17 protein-coding genes and 2 pseudogenes are annotated in these 18,220 nt (G+C 54.4%); 10 read left to right on the forward strand and 9 right to left on the reverse strand.

Annotated features, from left to right (window positions below; translation table 11 throughout):
• Window positions 1–264: 264 nt before the first annotated feature.
• Window positions 265–1,476: an IS256 family transposase gene (locus tag KTT_RS04160; protein ID WP_126599403.1), complete on the reverse strand. Its 1,212-nt coding sequence runs from the start codon at window positions 1,474–1,476 to the stop codon at window positions 265–267.
• A 358-nt stretch (window positions 1,477–1,834) separates the two neighbouring features.
• On the reverse strand, window positions 1,835–2,716 hold the full coding sequence (locus tag KTT_RS04165) for a tyrosine-type recombinase/integrase (RefSeq protein ID WP_126594784.1): 882 nt from the start codon (window positions 2,714–2,716) through the stop codon (window positions 1,835–1,837).
• A gap of 1,501 nt (window positions 2,717–4,217) precedes the next feature.
• Between KTT_RS04165 and KTT_RS04170 the strand changes: the two genes are divergently transcribed.
• The 5 genes from KTT_RS04170 to KTT_RS04190 all read left to right on the forward strand — a co-directional run bounded on the left by KTT_RS04170 (window position 4,218) and on the right by KTT_RS04190 (window position 9,532).
• Entirely contained in the window at window positions 4,218–5,063 is an 846-nt protein-coding gene (locus tag KTT_RS04170; RefSeq protein ID WP_126594785.1) for an alpha/beta fold hydrolase, read from the forward strand.
• Between the two features lie 306 nt (window positions 5,064–5,369).
• Window positions 5,370–6,734, forward strand: a complete 1,365-nt coding sequence (locus KTT_RS04175; protein WP_126594786.1) for an IS701 family transposase — start codon at window positions 5,370–5,372, stop codon at window positions 6,732–6,734.
• 160 nt (window positions 6,735–6,894) lie between these two features.
• A complete protein-coding gene (locus KTT_RS04180) occupies window positions 6,895–7,680 on the forward strand; it encodes a hypothetical protein (RefSeq protein ID WP_126594787.1) in 786 nt (261 codons plus the stop codon).
• A gap of 230 nt (window positions 7,681–7,910) precedes the next feature.
• Complete coding sequence (locus tag KTT_RS04185; RefSeq protein ID WP_174844776.1) at window positions 7,911–8,117, forward strand: helix-turn-helix transcriptional regulator; 207 nt, start codon at window positions 7,911–7,913, stop codon at window positions 8,115–8,117.
• A 275-nt stretch (window positions 8,118–8,392) separates the two neighbouring features.
• On the forward strand, window positions 8,393–9,532 hold the full coding sequence (locus tag KTT_RS04190; RefSeq protein WP_160145626.1) for a tyrosine-type recombinase/integrase: 1,140 nt from the start codon (window positions 8,393–8,395) through the stop codon (window positions 9,530–9,532).
• Window positions 9,533–9,557: 25 nt separating this feature from the next.
• On the opposite strand, the gene KTT_RS04195 is transcribed toward KTT_RS04190, so the two are convergent.
• Both KTT_RS04195 and KTT_RS04200 read right to left on the reverse strand, forming a co-directional pair.
• Window positions 9,558–9,761, reverse strand: a complete 204-nt coding sequence (locus KTT_RS04195) for a DUF302 domain-containing protein (protein WP_126594789.1) — start codon at window positions 9,759–9,761, stop codon at window positions 9,558–9,560.
• Window positions 9,762–9,791: 30 nt separating this feature from the next.
• A complete protein-coding gene (locus KTT_RS04200) occupies window positions 9,792–10,079 on the reverse strand; it encodes an SHOCT domain-containing protein (RefSeq protein ID WP_126594790.1) in 288 nt (95 codons plus the stop codon).
• 302 nt (window positions 10,080–10,381) lie between these two features.
• Between KTT_RS04200 and KTT_RS04205 the strand changes: the two genes are divergently transcribed.
• Window positions 10,382–13,069, forward strand: a complete 2,688-nt coding sequence (locus KTT_RS04205; RefSeq protein ID WP_126594791.1) for a heavy metal translocating P-type ATPase — start codon at window positions 10,382–10,384, stop codon at window positions 13,067–13,069.
• Window positions 13,066–13,464 (forward strand): cupredoxin domain-containing protein, encoded by a 399-nt coding sequence (locus KTT_RS04210; protein ID WP_218030830.1) that lies wholly within the window; start codon window positions 13,066–13,068, stop codon window positions 13,462–13,464. The genes KTT_RS04205 and KTT_RS04210 overlap by 4 nt, the downstream gene beginning before the upstream one ends.
• 103 nt (window positions 13,465–13,567) lie before the next feature.
• Here the strand turns inward: KTT_RS04210 and KTT_RS37965 are convergent, their stop codons facing one another.
• On the reverse strand, window positions 13,568–13,966 hold the full coding sequence (locus KTT_RS37965; RefSeq protein ID WP_503826470.1) for a hypothetical protein: 399 nt from the start codon (window positions 13,964–13,966) through the stop codon (window positions 13,568–13,570).
• On the opposite strand from KTT_RS37965, the gene KTT_RS04220 reads away from it, so the two are divergent.
• Entirely contained in the window at window positions 13,880–14,071 is a 192-nt protein-coding gene (locus KTT_RS04220) for a hypothetical protein (protein ID WP_126594792.1), read from the forward strand. The two genes, KTT_RS37965 and KTT_RS04220, sit on opposite strands and share 87 nt — an antisense overlap.
• 197 nt (window positions 14,072–14,268) lie before the next feature.
• On the opposite strand, the gene KTT_RS04225 is transcribed toward KTT_RS04220, so the two are convergent.
• Complete coding sequence (locus tag KTT_RS04225; RefSeq protein ID WP_160145627.1) at window positions 14,269–14,676, reverse strand: hypothetical protein; 408 nt, start codon at window positions 14,674–14,676, stop codon at window positions 14,269–14,271.
• 140 nt (window positions 14,677–14,816) lie between these two features.
• Between KTT_RS04225 and KTT_RS36965 the strand changes: the two are divergent.
• Both KTT_RS36965 and KTT_RS36970 read left to right on the forward strand, forming a co-directional pair.
• A pseudogene (locus KTT_RS36965) lies at window positions 14,817–14,942 on the forward strand (inositol monophosphatase family protein); the annotation flags it as partial.
• A 52-nt stretch (window positions 14,943–14,994) separates the two neighbouring features.
• Window positions 14,995–15,195: pseudogene (locus tag KTT_RS36970) on the forward strand (ribonucleotide-diphosphate reductase subunit beta); the annotation flags it as partial.
• A 268-nt stretch (window positions 15,196–15,463) separates the two neighbouring features.
• Here the strand turns inward: KTT_RS36970 and tenA are convergent.
• From tenA to thiM, 3 genes are all read right to left on the reverse strand, one after another.
• Window positions 15,464–16,162, reverse strand: coding sequence for a thiaminase II (gene tenA, locus KTT_RS04240; RefSeq protein WP_126594794.1), 699 nt, complete (start codon window positions 16,160–16,162; stop codon window positions 15,464–15,466).
• Between the two features lie 554 nt (window positions 16,163–16,716).
• Window positions 16,717–17,352: a thiamine phosphate synthase gene (gene thiE / locus KTT_RS04245; protein WP_126594795.1), complete on the reverse strand. Its 636-nt coding sequence runs from the start codon at window positions 17,350–17,352 to the stop codon at window positions 16,717–16,719.
• Window positions 17,349–18,158 (reverse strand): hydroxyethylthiazole kinase, encoded by an 810-nt coding sequence (gene thiM, locus KTT_RS04250; protein ID WP_126594796.1) that lies wholly within the window; start codon window positions 18,156–18,158, stop codon window positions 17,349–17,351. Before thiM ends, thiE begins: the two co-directional genes overlap by 4 nt.
• Window positions 18,159–18,220 lie beyond the last annotated feature (62 nt).

Here is an 18,220-nt window from a genome sequence, read left to right on the forward strand (position 1 = left end):
CGAGTACACCGAAGCAGTGGGATAGGTCCACCAAGGTCCACGGAGGTCCACGAAAGAGCTGAGAAACGCGTTTCGTGGACCTCCGTGGACCAGATTGAGCGTCCACGAGATGTCGTGGACCTCCGTGGACGGAGAGCCGACCAGGGCACGCCACCTGGTCGACTCTTTGTATGTAGGCAGCAACCAGCGCCTGGTCAGGCAAGCTGTGGGGTTATTGCTGCTGGTTCGGCGAGTCTGTCAAGACTTTTGTGTATGTATTTTGCTCTATTGGGGAAAACGCTCCCCAAAGAGCAAAGCAAAGCAATTGAGCGCTGGCACCCAATGGTAAATGGGCATGGTCCACTTTTTGGCAATATTGAACATGGCCAGGTACACGACTTTGTAGACGGCTTCCTCGGAGGGGAACATGCGGTGGTTCCGTGTCACCTTGCGCAATGACATGTTGACTGACTCAATTGCGTTGGTGGTATAGATCACTTTGCGAATATCTTCTGGATAGGTAAACAACGGGATAACATGGCTCCAGTGGCTTCTCCATAACTTACTGATGCTCGCATATTTTGGGTCCCATTTCTCTGCAAACAGTTCTAACTGAAATTCCGCTTCCATTTCCGTGGCGGCGGCATAGATCTGCTTCAAGTCGGCGGCCACCTCCTTGCGGTGCTTGTAGGACACATATTTGAGCGAGTTGCGCACCATGTGCACCATACACAGTTGGACCTGGGTCTGCGGATAGAGCGTTTCGATGGCTTCGGGCAAGCCAGTGAGCCCATCCACACAAGCGACAAACATATCTTTGAGTCCCCGATTGTGCAACTCGGTGAACACGGAAAGCCAGAATTTGGCGCCTTCGTTGTGGCCTAACCACATTCCAAGCAATTCTTTTTGGCCCTGCATGTTGACCCCTAAAGCCAGATAGAGGGCGCGATTGATGATGCGCTGGTTCTCCCGTACTTTGACCACCAGGCAGTCCACGTAGACAATCGGGTAAAGCACCTCCAGCGGGCGATTCTGCCACTGACGCACCTCATCAAGCACGGCTTCGGTGACATTGGAGACAAACGTGGCTGAAATGTCAACACCATAGAGCTCCTGGATCTGCGCTTGAATATCACGGGTCGTCATGCCACGGGCGTAGAGCGCCAGGATCTTCTCGTCAAAGCCCTCCAGCCGTGTTTCATGCTTGGGGATCAAGACAGGCTCAAAACTGGCATCACGATCCCGTGGCATGTCAATGCTCACCACTCCTTGTGATCCTTTGAGGGTTTTGCGGCTGCGTCCATTGCGGACGTTGGTGCATTCTTCAGTGCGCTTGCCATGCTTAGGATAGCCGAGATGTTCTTCCATCTCTGCTTCCAAACAGCGTTCGATCAACGCGCCAGTGAGTTGTTTGAGAAATCCGCCTTCAGCGAGCAGCTGTTTCGGATCGCTGCATTCTTTGAGCAGTTCATCAATGAGTTCGCGTCGAATGGTCATACGTTTTTTCTCTTCTTCCATCTTCCTCATCCTATTATACGTTACGTCTTACGTATCACGTATTACGTATTATTTACACAAAATATTTTACACACTCTCTGCCGTCTCCGGGTGATCGTTGCCACCCGTTCATCTCCGTCTATCCACTGCCTGTCGTATCAATATTTCAGCTGCTCAACGTTCTCACGGAGAGTTGGTAGACGCACCAATTGCCCAGTGTGTTTGCTACTTCTTGATGATCAGGCCTCGCAGTTTGTTCCAAAGGGGCCTAGGCCTCATGATAAAACCAATCTGCACGATCGACATCACGGTTCCCAGTCATCTCACCGCCCACTAACAGAATACGAAAACACAAAGCTCATCGAAGATAGTGGTTCAACACCACATCCACGCGTTCATGGCCCAGAGCATGCGAGACCTGGTGCGTTGCCGCGATGTCGTAATCCGTTGCCTTGAGTCGCCTGCCTGCTGGAGGTAACGTGCGATCGGGGGCATGAGACAGGTAGCGTTGCTGTGCTGACGCGCGCCGATAGCTCTGGACATCCATCGCCTTCGGAATGTGCTCGAAGACGTGCTCATTCGGGTCTCTTCCCTGAACCACGGGCTTGATAGCATCTGCATAGTCGGCAAGGACCGGCACTGTTCTCGCCTTGCCGCCTTTCCCATTTCTGACAGAGACCTCGATCGCGCCGGACTCTGTGCAGTGCACCTCCTTGATGAGAAGTTCGCGCAGCTCGGCGTGCCGCAATCCGGTTGCACGTGCGAACAGGACCAGATCAGGCCAGTGCGCCGGTTGAAAGTGGGCATCCTGCCTGACCGGTCCACGCGAACGAGTGATGCTCTTTTGGGTACGTGATGGAAGCACCACCTCAGCCGCCAGGTGGTGATTGCCGAACACCTTGCGCAATGCCGATCGCTGCGTCGCCAGGGTATAGGGACTCTTCTGGGCCGCGATCTGTTCTCTCAGGTAGCAGCAGGCCAGTTCATCCAGCCGCTCATAGAGCTGCGCCAATCGCTTAATGTCGTGATTGGTTCTGGCCCAATTGACAAACGCAAAGACCTGCTGCTGATAGGTCTTGCGCGTCCCGTAGGAATAAATCTGCTCCGTCACCACTGGCCAACACAGTTCAGGCATGCGTAGGCGCAGCTCTTGCTTGGCCTGATAGCGGCTCTGGCCGATTGCCATCAAACTATCCAGGAGCAACTGCGTTTCATAGATGATGCTAGGCCGACTTCCCATCGGCTCGACCGACTTCCCATCGGCTCGACTCCTTTCACAACAATAATCAACAGACGATGCCAGGTACACGGTTTCGCACCACGAGAACAATGGTCACGGTAAGGAATTCGGCGAGGTCTTGCCATCACTCAGGTGCCGTATGCGGGTGCCCCGAAACACTTCATCTGGCAGCGAAGCTGTTTATATCCACAAAAATTGAGGACCATCACCCCTCTCCTGAGCGGTAGAGAAGCGCAGCGCGATCGAAACGACAGGATAACGCACGACAGGGAACAATCGAAAAAGGTGGGAGGTGGGACTGATCAGATGCATCCTGGCCCTCACATACAGGTATGTGAAGAGATGCATCGTGTGTCAGTACCGCAGCCTCCTGGTCCCTGTTTCTCTGCCAAAGCCAGCTCAACACACTCTTTTCTCTGCGCAGAACACAGATAAAAGCAGGAGCGAATTGCGCGCCAAGGTGGACGGGAAACTCCACATCATAGAGCTGCAGCAGTTGTACAGCTGGCTCCTATGTATGGCCTACTCCACAAGAAAAGAAGGAGTACTCAGCCAGATAGTTACACTGTGAGCGTATCAAACCCGGTGGGAGACTCCAGGGGCAGCAGGTAGGTAGAAAGGCGTAGAAAACATCTCTTCGACGTTAATCACTGCAGAAAATATGATGTCATCAGGGCACATGTTTCTCATAATAATGCTTGTCGGCCCGTTTCTCACTTCACAGCCAGGCTGTACGGGGTTGTTCGGTACATCATACGCCTTTTGCTGTACAAAGACAGGATGTCTCTGTACCCGAGCGGATTGTACACATGAAATATGTACACGTACACCATTTCCATGGACGTGTACGGCAAAAGGCTGAACATCTTTCTCCCGAGATGGTGGAGGAAGAGCTAAAATAATATCCTACACAAACTGCATCAGCTCACGCGCGGCATGATAACGTTGGGCAATCGGTGTTGGCGCCTCGTAATGCCGTGCAGCTAGCACCTGTTGCTGCACTTGAGGGACTCGATGAGCTGACGAAAAGAAGCATGAAGAAAGCGGGCAGACCAAATCAGACCATTTTGTATGATTGTACAAAGTGTTCAAAGCGCGTAAAGGAGCGTCTCAGACTATATATAAACACTGGCTATTAGCTCGACTGGTGGATACTGGCCGTAGGCCAACCGGGACAACGGCGACAGATAAAAATAACAAGGCTATTGGCATCTCCTAGAACCAACCCGGTTGATCCTGGAAGGTGCCAGGCGCTGGGCTACCAGGGATGCATCATCGACTGATCCTTTCAATCTGCGACTGTGAATGAGAGTTTAACCATGGAAGCACATCGAAAAAGAGGAGAAGGCGAGCGAGCAATGCTCTCAGCATGCTTTTTTCCTGGTGCCGATCTTCTCGGCAACGTATACTGAGGAAGTGTTTTATTGAATGATACGATCATAATACGCTGGTCTCAATCACAATCTCGCCGTCACAACATGAACGAAAAGGAAATCCTTATATGCAATGTACCGTCCGTGGCGTTCCTCTCTTCTACGAATCCTATGGAACAGGTACTCCCATTATTTTACTGCATGGGTTTTCTAGTGACCATCGCCAGATAAAAGGCAGTATGGAGCCACTGTTTACCCAACAGCAGGGATGGCAGCGGATCTATCTCGACCTGCCCGGTATGGGACAAACACCTGGCAGTGTGTCTATTCAGGGGACTGATGACATCCTCGATGTGGTCGTCGATTTTATCGATGCGCTCATCCCTGGGCAACCGTTTCTTCTGGTGGGAGATTCGTATGGTGGATATCTGAGCCAGGGGGTGCTTCACTATAAGTTTGAGCAGGTTGCCGGGATGGCGCTCATTTGCTCAGGGCTGATTATGGAACGCTCCCAACGGGATCTTCCGCCGCGGGCGGTGATGGTTGAAGATCGCGCCCTGTTGACCATGCTGGATACAGCCGATGCAGAGGAATTTACGTCGATGGCCGTTGTGCAGGATCGCGACCATTGGGAGCGTTTTCGAGACGAGGTTCTCAGTGGAGCCAAACTAGCAGATGAAGCGTTTCTTCAAAAGATCCTTCAGCGCTACAGTTGTTCATTCGACGTTGGAAAACTTCCTCGACCTTTCACCAGGCCGGTTGTGCTTCTCGCGGGAAGGCAAGACCATATCGCAGGGTACCGCGATGCCTGGCGCATTCTAGAAAACTATCCCCATGGAACGTTCGCGGTACTCGACCGCGCCGGTCATGATTTGCAGATCGAGCAACCTCACCTCTTCAATGCTCTGGTCAGCGAGTGGCTCAATCGAGTACGGGAGTCGATGCAATCATACACACTCAACGAGATGAGTTAAAGGGTGCATCATCACTATCGATACTCTCCACACACATATTATCTAAAATTACTTCATAGATATAACATATCTCTTCCCCTGACTAATTTCATGTATATCTCATGAGATGCGCATGAAATTCTAGTCCTGGTCTTGGAGAGAAACAATTAGTATTCAAATCATTCATTGCAAAAACACCTTTTTTCTCACTACAGCCGCACTTGTTAACCCAACCAGAAAAAAAGCTTCATCGCTTCACTTTCCAGATGTGACATTCTGTAAGGGCCAACTCCAAACACAGAAGAATCCATCGAAAAGGAGAGCAATATGAAGCCGTCTGACCATACCATATCACAGTCAACCAGGACTACCCTGACCGATGTCGTGCATTGGAACCGGGAATTAGAACACGTCCATAGCCGCATTGCTCCTCGTTTTGCCCGGCCCGAACCCTGGCTTCGCGTGCTTGCCTATCTGCACGGTTTGCTCAGCGAGATCCCGCGCAAAAATGGTTGGCAGATTGCTGAGCATGCCAGGGAAGCGCGCCCTGATGGGATGCAGCGTTTGCTGACCAGCACCGTTTGGGATGCCAATCTGGTGCGCGATGACCTGCGTACCTATGTCCTGGAGCGCATCGGTGACGTTCAAGCGATCCTGGCCATTGACGAGACCAGCTTTCCCAAACAAGGACGCAAGTCCGTAGGAGTCAAGCGTCAGTATTGCGGGACAGCCAAACGGCTCCAGAACTGCCAGGTCGGTGTTTTTGTCTCCTACATTGGTACACAAGGACACACCTTACTGGATCGTGAGCTCTACATTCCCAAATGCTGGTTCGAGGATTCTGAACGCTGCCGTGAAGCGGGGATTCCGGAAACGGCGCATTTCCAGACCAAATGTGAGTTAGCCAGACGGATGCTTGAGCGGGTTGACCAGGCGCAGATCCCCGTTGCCTGGGTGGTCGCGGATACCGTCTATGGAAGTAATCAAGATCTGCGCGATTGGCTCTTTCTCCATCACTCCAGCTATGTGCTGGCGGTGAGGTGCGATGAACCGGTAGAAATCATGACCCCACAGGGACGCCAGCGCATGACGGTCGCAGAAGCTCAGGCGCGCTTTCTGCACACACACGATTGGCAGCGTCTCTCGATGGGTGAAGGCACTAAAGGACCACGCTGGTTTGACTGGGCCGTTCTCCCCATGCTGTATCGATGTGAGGATGATGGACGGCACTGGTTACTCATTCGCCGCCATCCGACCGATGCCACTGACCAAAAGTATTACGTTGTCTTTAGCCCAGCGGGGACTCCCCTGTCCGTGATGGTGAACGCCATTGGAGCACGGTGGGGGATTGAGGAGGATTTTCAAACCGGCAAAGGCCTGGGGCTTGATCAGTATGAGGTACGCACCTGGACCGCCTGGTATCGACATATCACGCTCGTGATGCTTGCGCTTGCTTTTTTGACGAGTCTGTGTGTCCAGGATCAAGCGATCAAGACAGCAAGCCGAGAAGCCCCGCAACACGCGCTCTCCCCCCAGCCATTGACGAGGCCTGAGATGTGTCACCTGCTTGGTCACCTGATCTGGCCTGTCCCTCACAATGTGTCGTTTCTGCTCGCCTGGTCTTGGTGGCGAAGGTGCCATCAGCGCCGAGCGAGCTATTACCATATCAGACGTCGTCTCAAGGCAGGATAACCGTCCTGTTTTCTTGCTTACTTCCGTTCCTGGTGGGTGTGAGTCTCTCCATCCACAGTCGCTCCTGGGGAAAAATCCCCGGGAATGTTCCCCAGGATTTTTCCCGGGGATTTTTCAGGGAATCTTCCCTGTGTCGTCTTCTCGCGTGAAAGGAGAACTGATGATGACCACGTTTCCATTGTTGACGTGCTGTGAACTGCTCAGCATTGATCCGAAGACGTTACGAAACTGGCTACGACAAGCCAATATGTCACTGCAGGTGCATCCCACCGACCGGCGTGCTAAATGTCTGAGCATGGAGCAAGTGCAGCATCTGGCGGCCCTGCACCATCGGGCCCTCCCGTCAAACCGAACTGAGACGTCATCGGTGAGTGAACCCATTCCCTTGCCAGATGAGGCCACTCGGCTCAAGCAGATAGCCTATCTCGAAGCACAAATGGCCTCGTTCCACCAACAGCTTACTCAACTGTATCAACCTCCTCCAGTCATGTTGCCAACTCCTGCCCAGCAGAAACAGATCATGCTACAGGAGGATGTGCCAACGAGTGCCCAAGAGGTGAGCGGGGATGGCGCACCTGATACAGGACGTCAATACAGTTGGATTCCACTGCCTGCTGAAAGCCGCCGCCGCCGGGTCGTGCCTCTGATCGAATATGGGGCAGCAGGCACCTACGTGATCGTGTGTCCGCAGCAAGGAGAACTGCTCCTTGCTCCAGATACTCCTGCGTGGTTTGCCTGGTTAGCTTCCATCTCATCCTTTCGTTTTGTCGGGAAGGCCGGGCGTTTGGGTGCATGTCGGGGATATGATCAGGGACCAAGGCGGACCTGGTATGCCTATCGCACGATCCATCAGCGGGATTACAAGCACTATCTGGGCACCACGGATCATCTGACGATCTCATGTCTGGAACATATGGCGGCAACATTCCAATCATACGTGGAGTAGTGCTCCTTCACTGAGCCATTCTACGTTCCTACTGCTCTCTGCCTTCACACAAGTGCGGCTGTAGTGAGATGTTCTACCTACTCCTCCGCTACTCCCCCCTTCACCTGCCTGCTGCACCAGTGCTATCAGTCCCAGAGCAGTATGATCGGAGTAGATCGCGTTCCTCGATAGAGGATCAAGCATCCCGAAAGATACTGTACGATCACCATAGTTACAGAAGGATTACAGCAATGCAGCAGGAACATGAACACAATATCCAGCCACTGCTCCTCACCGTTCCACAGGCAGCTCGGAGTCTCGGCATCTCTCGTGCCAAGCTCTATGTGCTGCTCGCACAGCAGCAAGGGCCTCCGGTCATTCGTTTTGGGAGATCCGTACGCATCTCCGTCGACTCTCTTCAGAAATGGATTAAAAAACAGGAAAACGTATCTCTGTAAGTGTCCTATTTTCTGGGAGCCTGGCTTCAGGATACTGCGCAGCCACACGTGCTTCCAGAAATGGATATGCTCTATCAGCATCGGCCTGGCAACCCTGTAGAAGTAAGAGTTTATGTTTTTTTGACTATAAGAATAGACATACGTGAATGTAATTACTTATCGCTCATTTTTTCTCCAAAGGTACGCCTCTTCTTTCATGAGCAAGCTCAATATGATACGATACAGGTGTCTGCTAGTTGGATAGTCGGGCACTTGATATGAGAAGGAGTGCCCCTATGGTTGCAAAACGCGGACGAGGTGAAGGGTCCATTTACCAGAGAAAAGATGGCCGCTGGACTGCCGAGATCTCCGTTGAAGGCGGAAAGAGCAAGTTCCTCTACGGGAAAACGCGGAAGGAAGTCCAGGAAAAGTTGAAGGTCGCCCTGTACGAGCAGCAAAAAGGCATGCTCGTGACGGGTCCACAGCAAAAGGTCGGGCAGTTTCTCACCCACTGGCTAGAGGACGTGCACAAGCAGAGCATCCGCTCTCGGACGTACGAGCGATATGAGGAGATTGTACGGTTGCACCTGGTGCCAGGAATCGGACATCACCAGCTCCAAAAGCTCTCGCCGCAACATATCCAATCATTTTATAAGAAGAAACTGGAGGAGGGTCTTTCAAACACCACCGTCATTAGCTTTCACAATATCCTGCACAAAGCCCTGGAAACAGCTGTCCGCTGGAATCTGATCGGACGCAATACGTGCGACCTGGTGTCGCCACCCAGGCGAAAGCGCTTTGAGATTCAACCGCTCACGATGCAGCAGATCCACCAGTTCCTGGCCGTGGCCCACGGACACCGGCAGGAGGCGCTGTTCATTCTTGCTCTGGCGACGGGCATGCGCCGGGGAGAACTCCTTGGACTTAAGTGGCAGGATATCGACATGAACCGGGGCGTGCTGCAGGTACGCCGCATCCTTTCGAGGATCCCGAGCAAGCTTCCGGGCAAGGGATTCGAGGAGGCCGAGCCAAAGACGGAGAGGGGGCGACGGAGCATCGTCCTCCCACCCTTTACCATCGAGGTGCTGAAGCAGCACCGGATCAGACAGTTGGAGGCAAAGCTCAAGGCGGGCCTGGACTGGCAGGAACATGATTACGTGTTCTGTACGTCAATCGGGACGCATCTCAACCCGACGCGGGACGTCCTCGCGGTGCTCAAATCCTTGCTGGTTGAGGCCGGATTGCCCCATATCCGCTTCCATGATCTCCGGCACAGTTCGGCGACGATGCTGCTCGGCATGAAGGTACATCCAAAGATCGTCCAGGAGATCCTGGGGCATAGCCAGATCAGCATCACAATGGATATCTATTCGCACGTGCTCCCGACGATGCAAGAGGAGGCAATGAACAAGCTCAATGACGCGCTACAGCAGTAAACGGGGTTTCCTGTCAGCTCTCCTGTCAGGAGTCCATCAAGGAAGCAGAAGAGAATACGTAAAGCCAGCTGTAGAGCCAGTTGGGACGGATAAAAAGCACAGACAGGGTTCGAATCTCTCCTTCGGACAGGACGCCGAAGCCCGCTGTTTTGAGCGCCTCCTTGACGCGCTGAATAACCTGTTCGTACGGCCCTGCCAGCGTTGTTCCAAAGCTATACGTCTGTTCCATCGTTCTCTCCCTTTGTCTCATACTTTGCGCCTATGGCTGACGTGACGGCGCCTCATCGTCGGCGGAGGCTGCAAGATGCTCACGCATCTGCTCAAAAGTCGCGGTGTCGATCTCGCCCCGTGCGTAGCGCTGACAGAGAATCTCGAGTGCGGAGGGTCCGTTTGTCAGGGGAACAGGACCTTGTGGGCTCAGCATATTTGTTCTCCCATCAAGCCAACGGATCAGCGCCCAGGCGAGGACAACCAGCAAGGCGATCCAAAGCACCATGCTCAACGCCATCATGAGCCATCCCCAGCCAAAGCCATATCCCCACATCATAGGTCTACCCTCGCTTTCTTTCTCATACATGAGCGTAAAAACAATTACCATCAGTACACGTTCTCTCCCTTAGCCTGGCACACATTTCTGAGTCCTCTCTGAGGGAGAGCTGAATCTCCGCTGAGTCAGAGCCATGAGCGGACACGTGTTTGTTCGCTTCCAGACGTGCTGCATCTTCACCCTGTCCTCTGTACCATCCTCAGCCAGCCCTCAGTTTTCCTTCAAGCAGGCCTCAACAGGATAGCTCATACTCACCTGTAGAGAGAACCACAAGACGCGTTCATGGAGAAAGGGGTGTACACATGATACAGGGAACACCAACGCAACGGTCAGGATCGCAGGTACAGGACCCGATTTGTGGCATGGTGATAGACGCGGCACAGGCGTTTGCTACGCGCACGACAGGAGATGGAACACTGTACTTCTGTTCGGCGCGCTGCGTTCAGCACTTCGACCGTGAGCACACCGGTTCAGCCACCACCGGCGTTTCGGGGGCCGCGCAGCTTCTGCGGGTGGACCTCCCCATCCTCAACCAGGATGGCTCTCAGGGAGCAGCCCGCCTGCAAGAGCTCCTCGCGGTTGTGCCAGGTGTCATCCAGGCCACGGCCAATCCAAAGAGCCAGCTGCTCCGTGTGGCCTATGATCCGTCTGCCATTTCCCTTGACTCGATCATTGACCAGGTGCACACGGCTGGATATACCATCGGGGTCGCGACTACGCAGATCGACATCCAGGGAATGCACTGTGCCTCCTGCGTTGTCCCCATCGAGCAGGCCCTCCAGCGAACGCGGGGAGTGCTCACCGCCGCCGTCAATCCAGCGACCAGCCAGGCACAGGTGGTCTTCCTCCCTGAGATGGTTGATCGAGCAGGGCTCACACAGGCGATTAAGTCAGCAGGCTACCAGGCGCGCGGCGAAGCGGCTCCAACCGAGACGACAATGGACCGGGCCGAGCAAGATAGGGCCCGTGAATATACGATGCTGCTGCGCAAATTCTGGTTCGCGGCCATCATCTCGCTGCCCGTCATCGTGTTTTCCTATCCGCAGCTCTTCCCCGGCCTGCGTGGCTGGCTCACACCGGGCAGTGATGCGCGACGCCTCGTCTGGGCCTTGCTCGGTCTGTTGACGCTGCCAGTGCTGGCCTGGGCTGGCAGCCACTTCTTTACCGGCATGTGGCAGGCGCTCAAACACCGCCAGGCCAACATGCATACCTTGATCGCCATTGGCATCTCCGCCGCCTGGCTCTATTCTGGCGTTGCAGTTGCTATCCCGCAGATGTTCCCTTCCATGGCGCTCGCGGAAGTCTTTTATGATGTAACGGCAGTCGTCGTCGCCCTGGTCAACCTGGGGCTGGCGCTCGAGCTGCGGGCCAGGGGGCGCACCAGCGAGGCGATCAAGAAGCTGATCGGGTTACAGGCGAAAACCGCCCGCGTGGAGCGCAATGGCGTCGAGCACGACATCCCCATTGAGGAAGTGCTGGTAGGTGATACCGTTGTGGTGCGACCTGGAGAAAAGATCCCCGTCGATGGGGTCGTGCTCTCTGGAGCTTCCTCGGTTGATGAGAGCATGATTACAGGAGAGTCCATTCCAGTAGAGAAACACGTCGACGACGAGGTGATCGGCGCCACAATAAACCAGGTGGGTACGTTCCGCTTCCGCACCACCAGGGTTGGAAAAGATACCGCGCTGGCTCAGATCATTCGCCTGGTGCAGGACGCCGAGGGCTCCAAAGCCCCCATTCAACGCGTCGTCGATCAGGTCTCGCATTACTTCGTACCAACGGTAATGATGCTGGCTGTCGCAGCAGCAGTCATCTGGTTCATCTTCGGACCATCGCCCGCCATCATCTATGCGCTCATTGTCTTCGTGACCACGCTCATTATTGCCTGTCCCTGCGCGCTGGGTCTGGCGACCCCGACCAGCCTGACGGTCGGCATTGGCAAAGGAGCTGAGCAAGGCATCCTGATCCGTTCAGGGGACGCGCTTCAGACCACCATGCATGTACAGACCATCGTCCTGGATAAGACCGGTACAATTACGAAGGGCAAGCCGGAGCTCACCAATGTCATTGCTGAGATGGGATTCGACGAAGACGAGCTGCTACGCCTCGCGGCAGCGGTTGAGCGCAGTTCCGAGCACCCGCTGGCAACAGCCATTGTGGAGGGCGCGCAGAGGCACCACCTGGCACTGGCCGAGGTCACCAACTTCCAGGCCATCCCCGGTCAGGGGGTCGAAGCGAACGTCGCCGGAAAACATGTGCGGTTAGGAAATGCCACCTTGCTCACCACCGCCACTATCCCGTTGGGACGGCTAGAAGCGGAAGCCCGGCGCCTGGCCGATGACGGCAAGACGCCTATGTACATCGCCATCGACGGGAAAGCCGCCGGTATTGTCGCTGTCGCTGATACCGTCAAGGAAGAATCCATCGCTGCCATTGCCGCGCTCAAGCACCTGGGACTCGAGGTAGTTATGCTGACGGGTGACAATCGGCGCACGGCCGCTGCCATTGGTCGCCAGATAGGGATAGATCGCGTGCTCGCCGAGGTGCTTCCCCAGGACAAAGCGCACGAGGTGCAAAAGCTCCAGCTTGAAGGGAAGAACGTCGGAATGGTGGGAGATGGGATTAACGATGCGCCCGCCCTCTCGCAGGCCGATGTGGGATTCGCCATCGGCACCGGCACCGATGTGGCAATCGAGGCGGCGGACATTACGCTCATCAGCGGAAGCCTGAATGGCGTAGTGACAGCGATCGCCATCTCCAGGGCCACCATGCGCAATGTGAAGCAGAATCTCTTTGGCGCCTTCATCTACAACTCCCTGGGCATCCCGATCGCGATGGGCATCCTCTATCCCTTTATCGGCGTGCTCCTGAGTCCCCTCATCGCCGCCGCAGCGATGGCGGCCAGTTCTGTCACCGTGGTGACCAATGCCAATCGCCTGCGCGGCTGGCATCTCAAGGAAAGAAAAAGCCATGCAACGGATACGGTATGAGCAGAAAGAAGAATGTGATGAACCTGACGAATATTCTGGTCCTGTTTGGAGGACTCATCGTGGTCAGCAGCATTGCCTGGTTCTTCTGGGGGCCACGCAAGAGCGGGATACGCGCAGCCGTCACCTCAAGTGGCTACCAGGAGGCCATGATCCTGGTCAAGGGCGGCTATACCCCTGATGTGATTATCGTACAGCACGGCAAACCAGTGCGCTTGAACTTTCGTCGCGAAGAGACCGCCGCCTGCTCGGAAATGGTCGTTCTCGACCAGTTTGGCAAGAGCGCCCGGCTTCCCACCGGAGAGATAGTGCCTGTGGAATTTCTCCCAGAGCAACCCGGCGAGTACGATTTCGCCTGCCAGATGGGCATGCTCCGCGGAAAAGTCATTGTGGAATAAAACGCACCCCGGTGAAAGCGCTATAGAAGCGTTGTGCCTGAAAAGCACAGCATTAGCAATCACCGGAGGTGGTTGAGAGCTGGCAGCAGGAAACCCGGCAACGTCAGTTACTCATGGAAGAGGCCACCCAACACATGCTCGAAGCAGCAGCGCTGAAGCCAGGTGATTGTGTGCTGGATATCGCGGCAGGAACAGGTAACCAGAGTCTCCTCGCTGCCAGGATAGTGGGACCGCAGGGAACCGTTCTGACCACTGACATTTCTGAGGCTATGCTCAAAGTAGCCGAGATGGCCGCACAATAAGCGCTACCAGTAGGAGACAGGCTTTCCGGGATTGCCGCATCCCTGCGGTCTCCCTCATGATTTGCAAGCAGATAGGTCCGGATTTTGCGTACCCCACGTTGGAGAGTGTGAAGATGCACCGGCTGATAGCGCCCGGGAAAGAGGCACTGGAGCTCACGAAAGATGTCTCCACTACTGCGAGATGGATTCGCCTGGATCAAGGCAAGTATCTGCTCCCACTGCTCAGCAAATGGATCTTTGCTCGTGTGCCGCCAGTCGTCTATGGGCATGACATTCCGGGATTTCTGGCCCTCATCATCAAGTGATGGTCCTTCCTGCTGTTCTCGCCCATCAGAGACTGAAAGTTGTGTAGGCCCGCCATAAAGCGTAAATATCTGCAGAGCAGGTGCCAACATCGGTGAGCCAGCAGGGCATCGGTCCATCTCACACTGAAAGACGGCCTGCTGCAACGGTGTCACCTGATCGAAGGGGCGCAGAGGATCAAGCCCCTTGGGCATCGCGCTCAGTTCTTGCTGTTGCGCATCAGGAAGGCCAGAGAATACAGCCGTTGCAAAGGTGTCCTGGCGGCATCATACACACGGCGTACCGTTCTTCCCTCTCTGTGCTTTGCAACCAACTCCATTGACGGTTGAAAGCGGTTAACGTACACATGCAAGGCACGGTATAGCTCAGCCAGCTGCCGACACGCATGAGTACCGCTTAAAGCACCGTACCCAACCACCTGGCGGACGATGGCTCCATTCTTCTGCTCAACAAAGCATTGATCCCGTTTCTCGTAGGGACGCCCTCGCGTAACGGTGATCTGCTCACGCGCGCAATAAGAAGCCACCGCGTCATTGATAAACTCGCCACCATTGTCTGTATCGATCCCGAGAATGGAAAAAGGGAAGAGCAAGCAACCGTGCTGCAAAGTGGCTACCACCTCCTTGCCCACGGTTCAGGAGAGGCAGGCACTCAGTCCATCCCGTCGCGACATCGATCAGCGTCAGCGTATACAAGCATCCTCCCTATCAGGCGATCACTGAGGCGGATAGGGAGATATCAAGCATGATGAACGCAGAGATCCAGCGAACCTATCCGAACCATAATATCCTCGATGAAGAAGCAGGCACCTTTGATAGCGATTCTCCCTATACCTGGGTGATTAATCCTATCGATGGAACCAGTAATTTTGGGCAGGCAAGCCCACTTTATGGCTGTATGCTGGGGCTGCTCATAGGAACCGATGCGGTGGTCAGTAGGCTTAAACGCGGATTACGTCAACCAGTATGTGAAGTACCTGACCGACCGTCGTCTGGAGGAACTAGGATTCGGCGCGCACTATCACGTGAATAATCCGGCCAAGTGGATGGCGGCGGCAAACGATGTGTTACAACTCGTCAATTTCTTTGAAGCCACAAACACCAGCTATGAAGTCAACGCTGGTTGACTTTTCCAGAAAAAATAATAAGCCTGACATTTGAAATGACCCTGTGCTGCTTTCTCCAGAGCCATAAGGATACTGATGTCGTATCTACCATCGTGTATTCGGGTCATGATATGACGCAAACGGGCAAGGAAAGGCTGCCGTTGGCTTATCGGCAATGATTGTTGGGTGGTCAGACTTCACATCATTGTCGAGTGCCTGAGACTGGCGTCCAACATATTCTTTGTGTAGGCTGGACGCCTTCTGCGAGCACCTGGTCAGCAAGTTATCTTTATGGCCACTCCTCCAACTTCCAGGCCATGTCCCAGAAGAGCCATTCGTAGCGTGTACTCGTCAAGAAGATTTCATGCAGGCGTGCTTCCTCGTGATCATTGAGGAAGAAAGCTCGCTGATCGAGTCGTTCACGAATCCACGTCCCGACGGCATCAAAATCTGGTGAGGCATAGGTGAGCAGCCAGTCTTGATAGGGATGGTCGGTTGCGGGAGGCATGGTACCTATCAGATGGCGGCCAACTTCTGCATAAATCCAGGCACAAGGGAGGATTGCAGTGAGAAGTTCAGGAAGCGTTCCGAAGGCGGCAATAGTTAACAAATGACGCGTATACGCATAGGTCGTTGGAGCCATAGGGGTGGTCATCATGTCAGTGGGTGAAAGCCCAAAACGTTCGCCATAGCGATGATGCAAGTCAGCCTCGACGAGGAGGGTGTTGAGCAAAAACTTGCCAAACTGCTCCATCTCTTCGTGGTCGGTGGTCTTGGTCGTTGCGTAGGCGAACGTTTTCGTCAGTTCATCCAAAAAAAGCGCATCCTGAAGGATATAGAACTGGAAATTGGCACGAGGTAACGTACCGTTGCCCAGGGCGATCACAAAAGGATGTTCTATCTGGCGTTGCCACAGTGGCAAAATACCATCACGAAGGCGCTCGCTCAGCCTGTGCTGCGTCCTGGCTGCTGGTGGTTCAAAAGGCATTGTTGACCTCCAAAAAAGAGGCAAAGGGAACCCGATCAGGGAATCACACAAGGAAACATGAGCGTTGTGAGGCCTCGAAAGAACATGAGTGTTGTTGTCATCGATGCATTACCTCCGCTGGCATTATCCAGATCAGGTTGAGGGTCCACCACACATTCCGGTCGTGTTCTCAGCCCGGCTTCACCGAGCTCCCCTTGCCGACGATAGATTGTTTGTTGACACCAGTATAACACACATGCATCGCCTCACCAAAACACTGTACGTGCGTTTTGGTCAAAATATGTGTCCATCGACGTTTTTTTCCTGGTTTCGTAGATGCTCCTCGACTGGTACTGACCCTTCCCCTCTTTGGGCCCATGTTGGTCGCTCTCCAGGCCTCTGTGATTCGCATCTTAAGTTGGTGCAGATGGGGGTTGATTTCGATACAATCGGGGATTCGTGCCTTCGGCCGATGACTTGAACGCCAGGCCGCTTCATCATTTTATGTATGGGAGCGAAATTGGGCGTTCGGTGTCCAATTTCGCTCCCATACATAAAAAATCTCCAGCCTTTTCTTAGACGATAAGAGCGTGGGCCAGCTGGCGAGCGGCTAGCGAGATGTCTTCAGCGTTGACGACGGCGGTAATGACAGCGATTCCAGTAGCGCCTGCCCGCATGACATCTTCCGCATTTTCGGGGGTGATGCCACCAATGGCGACCAGGGGAGTGGTATAACGCTTGCGAATGTCAGCGATTAGTTCAAGACCAAGCGGCTCACCAGCATCTGCCTTGCCACGTGTGGCGTAGATGGGCCCGATCCCGAGGTAGTCCGCGCCCGCGACAATGGCGGCCACGGCCTCATCCATAGAACCAGCCGAGATGCCTAGAATGCGGTCATGGCCGAGCAGTCTACGGGCCAGATCGCCCGGCATGTCGTCCTGCCCGACATGCACCCCATCGGCATCGACAGCTAAAGCGACATCGACACGATCATTGACGATTAAGAGTGCACCACGCTGCCTGGTAAGTTGGCGCAACGCACGCCCTTCCTCGATCAGGGTACGGGTACTGGCCAGCTTATCGCGCAGCTGAATCACGGTCGCTCCGCCATCAATGGCCTGCGAGGCCACCTCAAGCATACTTCGTCCACGCGACCATTCCCGGTCGGTCAGAACATGGAAGGCAAGGTTGGGAAGCATTTGCCTGCTCATAGGAAACTCACTCTCTGGCGCTCACACAGTTGTTCATAACTGAGGGACGCCACGGCATCCAACAAATGGGAACGAAATGTACCGGGTCCACCGGCTTTGACGGCGGCAACCTCACCAGCGACTCCCATAGAGATCAGAGCCGCAAGCGCCGCTAACCAGGGATCCGGCTCAATCGCCAGATACGCTCCAATCATACTGGTAGACATACAGCCGCTGCCAGTGATAGCTGCCAGTAGCGGATGTCCATTATCGACCTCGGCCATTCTCTCGCCATCCACAACGACGTCGCGTGCCCCCGTAATCGCGACCGTACAACCAAAGTGACTCGACGCGTTACGCGCAATAATCGATGGGGGAGTATCCGTCGAAATAGATTCCACGCCCCGCGTCACACCAGCCACGCCAATCAAGGAACCGACTTCCGAGGCATTGCCCCGTAACACCGCGATACGCAATTCCGACAGAAGACGCAAGGCATTCTGGGTACGAAAGCTGGTGGCGCCCGCGCCCACCGGATCTAACACGATGGGGATGCCACGTGCGTTTGCCCGTTTGCCTGCCAGCAACATCGCTTCAATCTGCTCCGCCGTCAACGTGCCGATATTCAAGACCAGCGCGCCAGCCAGGCTGACCATCTCTTCAACCTCTTCCAGAGCATGGGCCATCACTGGCAGCGCCCCCACGGCCAGCGTTACATTAGCAGTGTCATTCATAACGACCATATTGGTAATGTGGTGGACAAGTGGTCTGCAATCACGAATACGCTTTAACAGGCTGGCGAGTTCTTGCGCCTTTTGTGTACTCATTCATTCTTATCCTTTCACTAATACTGCAAGCATGGAAATAACAGAACAATAGGTATTCAATC

It is taken from the genome of Dictyobacter aurantiacus, from assembly GCF_003967515.1.
GTDB lineage: Bacteria > Chloroflexota > Ktedonobacteria > Ktedonobacterales > Ktedonobacteraceae > Dictyobacter > Dictyobacter aurantiacus.

What these genes read in the sequence shown, in the direction of transcription:
- KTT_RS04210 (WP_218030830.1), top strand. Translation starts at nt 13,066, where the DNA reads ATGAGCAGAAAGAAGAATGTGATGAACCTGACGAATATTCTGGTCCTG.
- KTT_RS04220 (WP_126594792.1), top strand. Translation starts at nt 13,880, where the DNA reads ATGCACCGGCTGATAGCGCCCGGGAAAGAGGCACTGGAGCTCACGAAA.
- KTT_RS04175 (WP_126594786.1), top strand. Translation starts at nt 5,370, where the DNA reads ATGAAGCCGTCTGACCATACCATATCACAGTCAACCAGGACTACCCTG.
- KTT_RS04195 (WP_126594789.1), bottom strand. Translation starts at nt 9,761, where the DNA reads ATGGAACAGACGTATAGCTTTGGAACAACGCTGGCAGGGCCGTACGAA.
- thiE (WP_126594795.1), bottom strand. Translation starts at nt 17,352, where the DNA reads ATGAGCAGGCAAATGCTTCCCAACCTTGCCTTCCATGTTCTGACCGAC.
- tenA (WP_126594794.1), bottom strand. Translation starts at nt 16,162, where the DNA reads ATGCCTTTTGAACCACCAGCAGCCAGGACGCAGCACAGGCTGAGCGAG.
- thiM (WP_126594796.1), bottom strand. Translation starts at nt 18,158, where the DNA reads ATGAGTACACAAAAGGCGCAAGAACTCGCCAGCCTGTTAAAGCGTATT.
- KTT_RS04165 (WP_126594784.1), bottom strand. Translation starts at nt 2,716, where the DNA reads ATGGGAAGTCGGCCTAGCATCATCTATGAAACGCAGTTGCTCCTGGAT.
- KTT_RS04180 (WP_126594787.1), top strand. Translation starts at nt 6,895, where the DNA reads ATGATGACCACGTTTCCATTGTTGACGTGCTGTGAACTGCTCAGCATT.
- KTT_RS04170 (WP_126594785.1), top strand. Translation starts at nt 4,218, where the DNA reads ATGCAATGTACCGTCCGTGGCGTTCCTCTCTTCTACGAATCCTATGGA.
- KTT_RS04185 (WP_174844776.1), top strand. Translation starts at nt 7,911, where the DNA reads ATGCAGCAGGAACATGAACACAATATCCAGCCACTGCTCCTCACCGTT.
- KTT_RS04190 (WP_160145626.1), top strand. Translation starts at nt 8,393, where the DNA reads ATGGTTGCAAAACGCGGACGAGGTGAAGGGTCCATTTACCAGAGAAAA.
- KTT_RS04160 (WP_126599403.1), bottom strand. Translation starts at nt 1,476, where the DNA reads ATGACCATTCGACGCGAACTCATTGATGAACTGCTCAAAGAATGCAGC.
- KTT_RS04200 (WP_126594790.1), bottom strand. Translation starts at nt 10,079, where the DNA reads ATGATGTGGGGATATGGCTTTGGCTGGGGATGGCTCATGATGGCGTTG.
- KTT_RS04205 (WP_126594791.1), top strand. Translation starts at nt 10,382, where the DNA reads ATGATACAGGGAACACCAACGCAACGGTCAGGATCGCAGGTACAGGAC.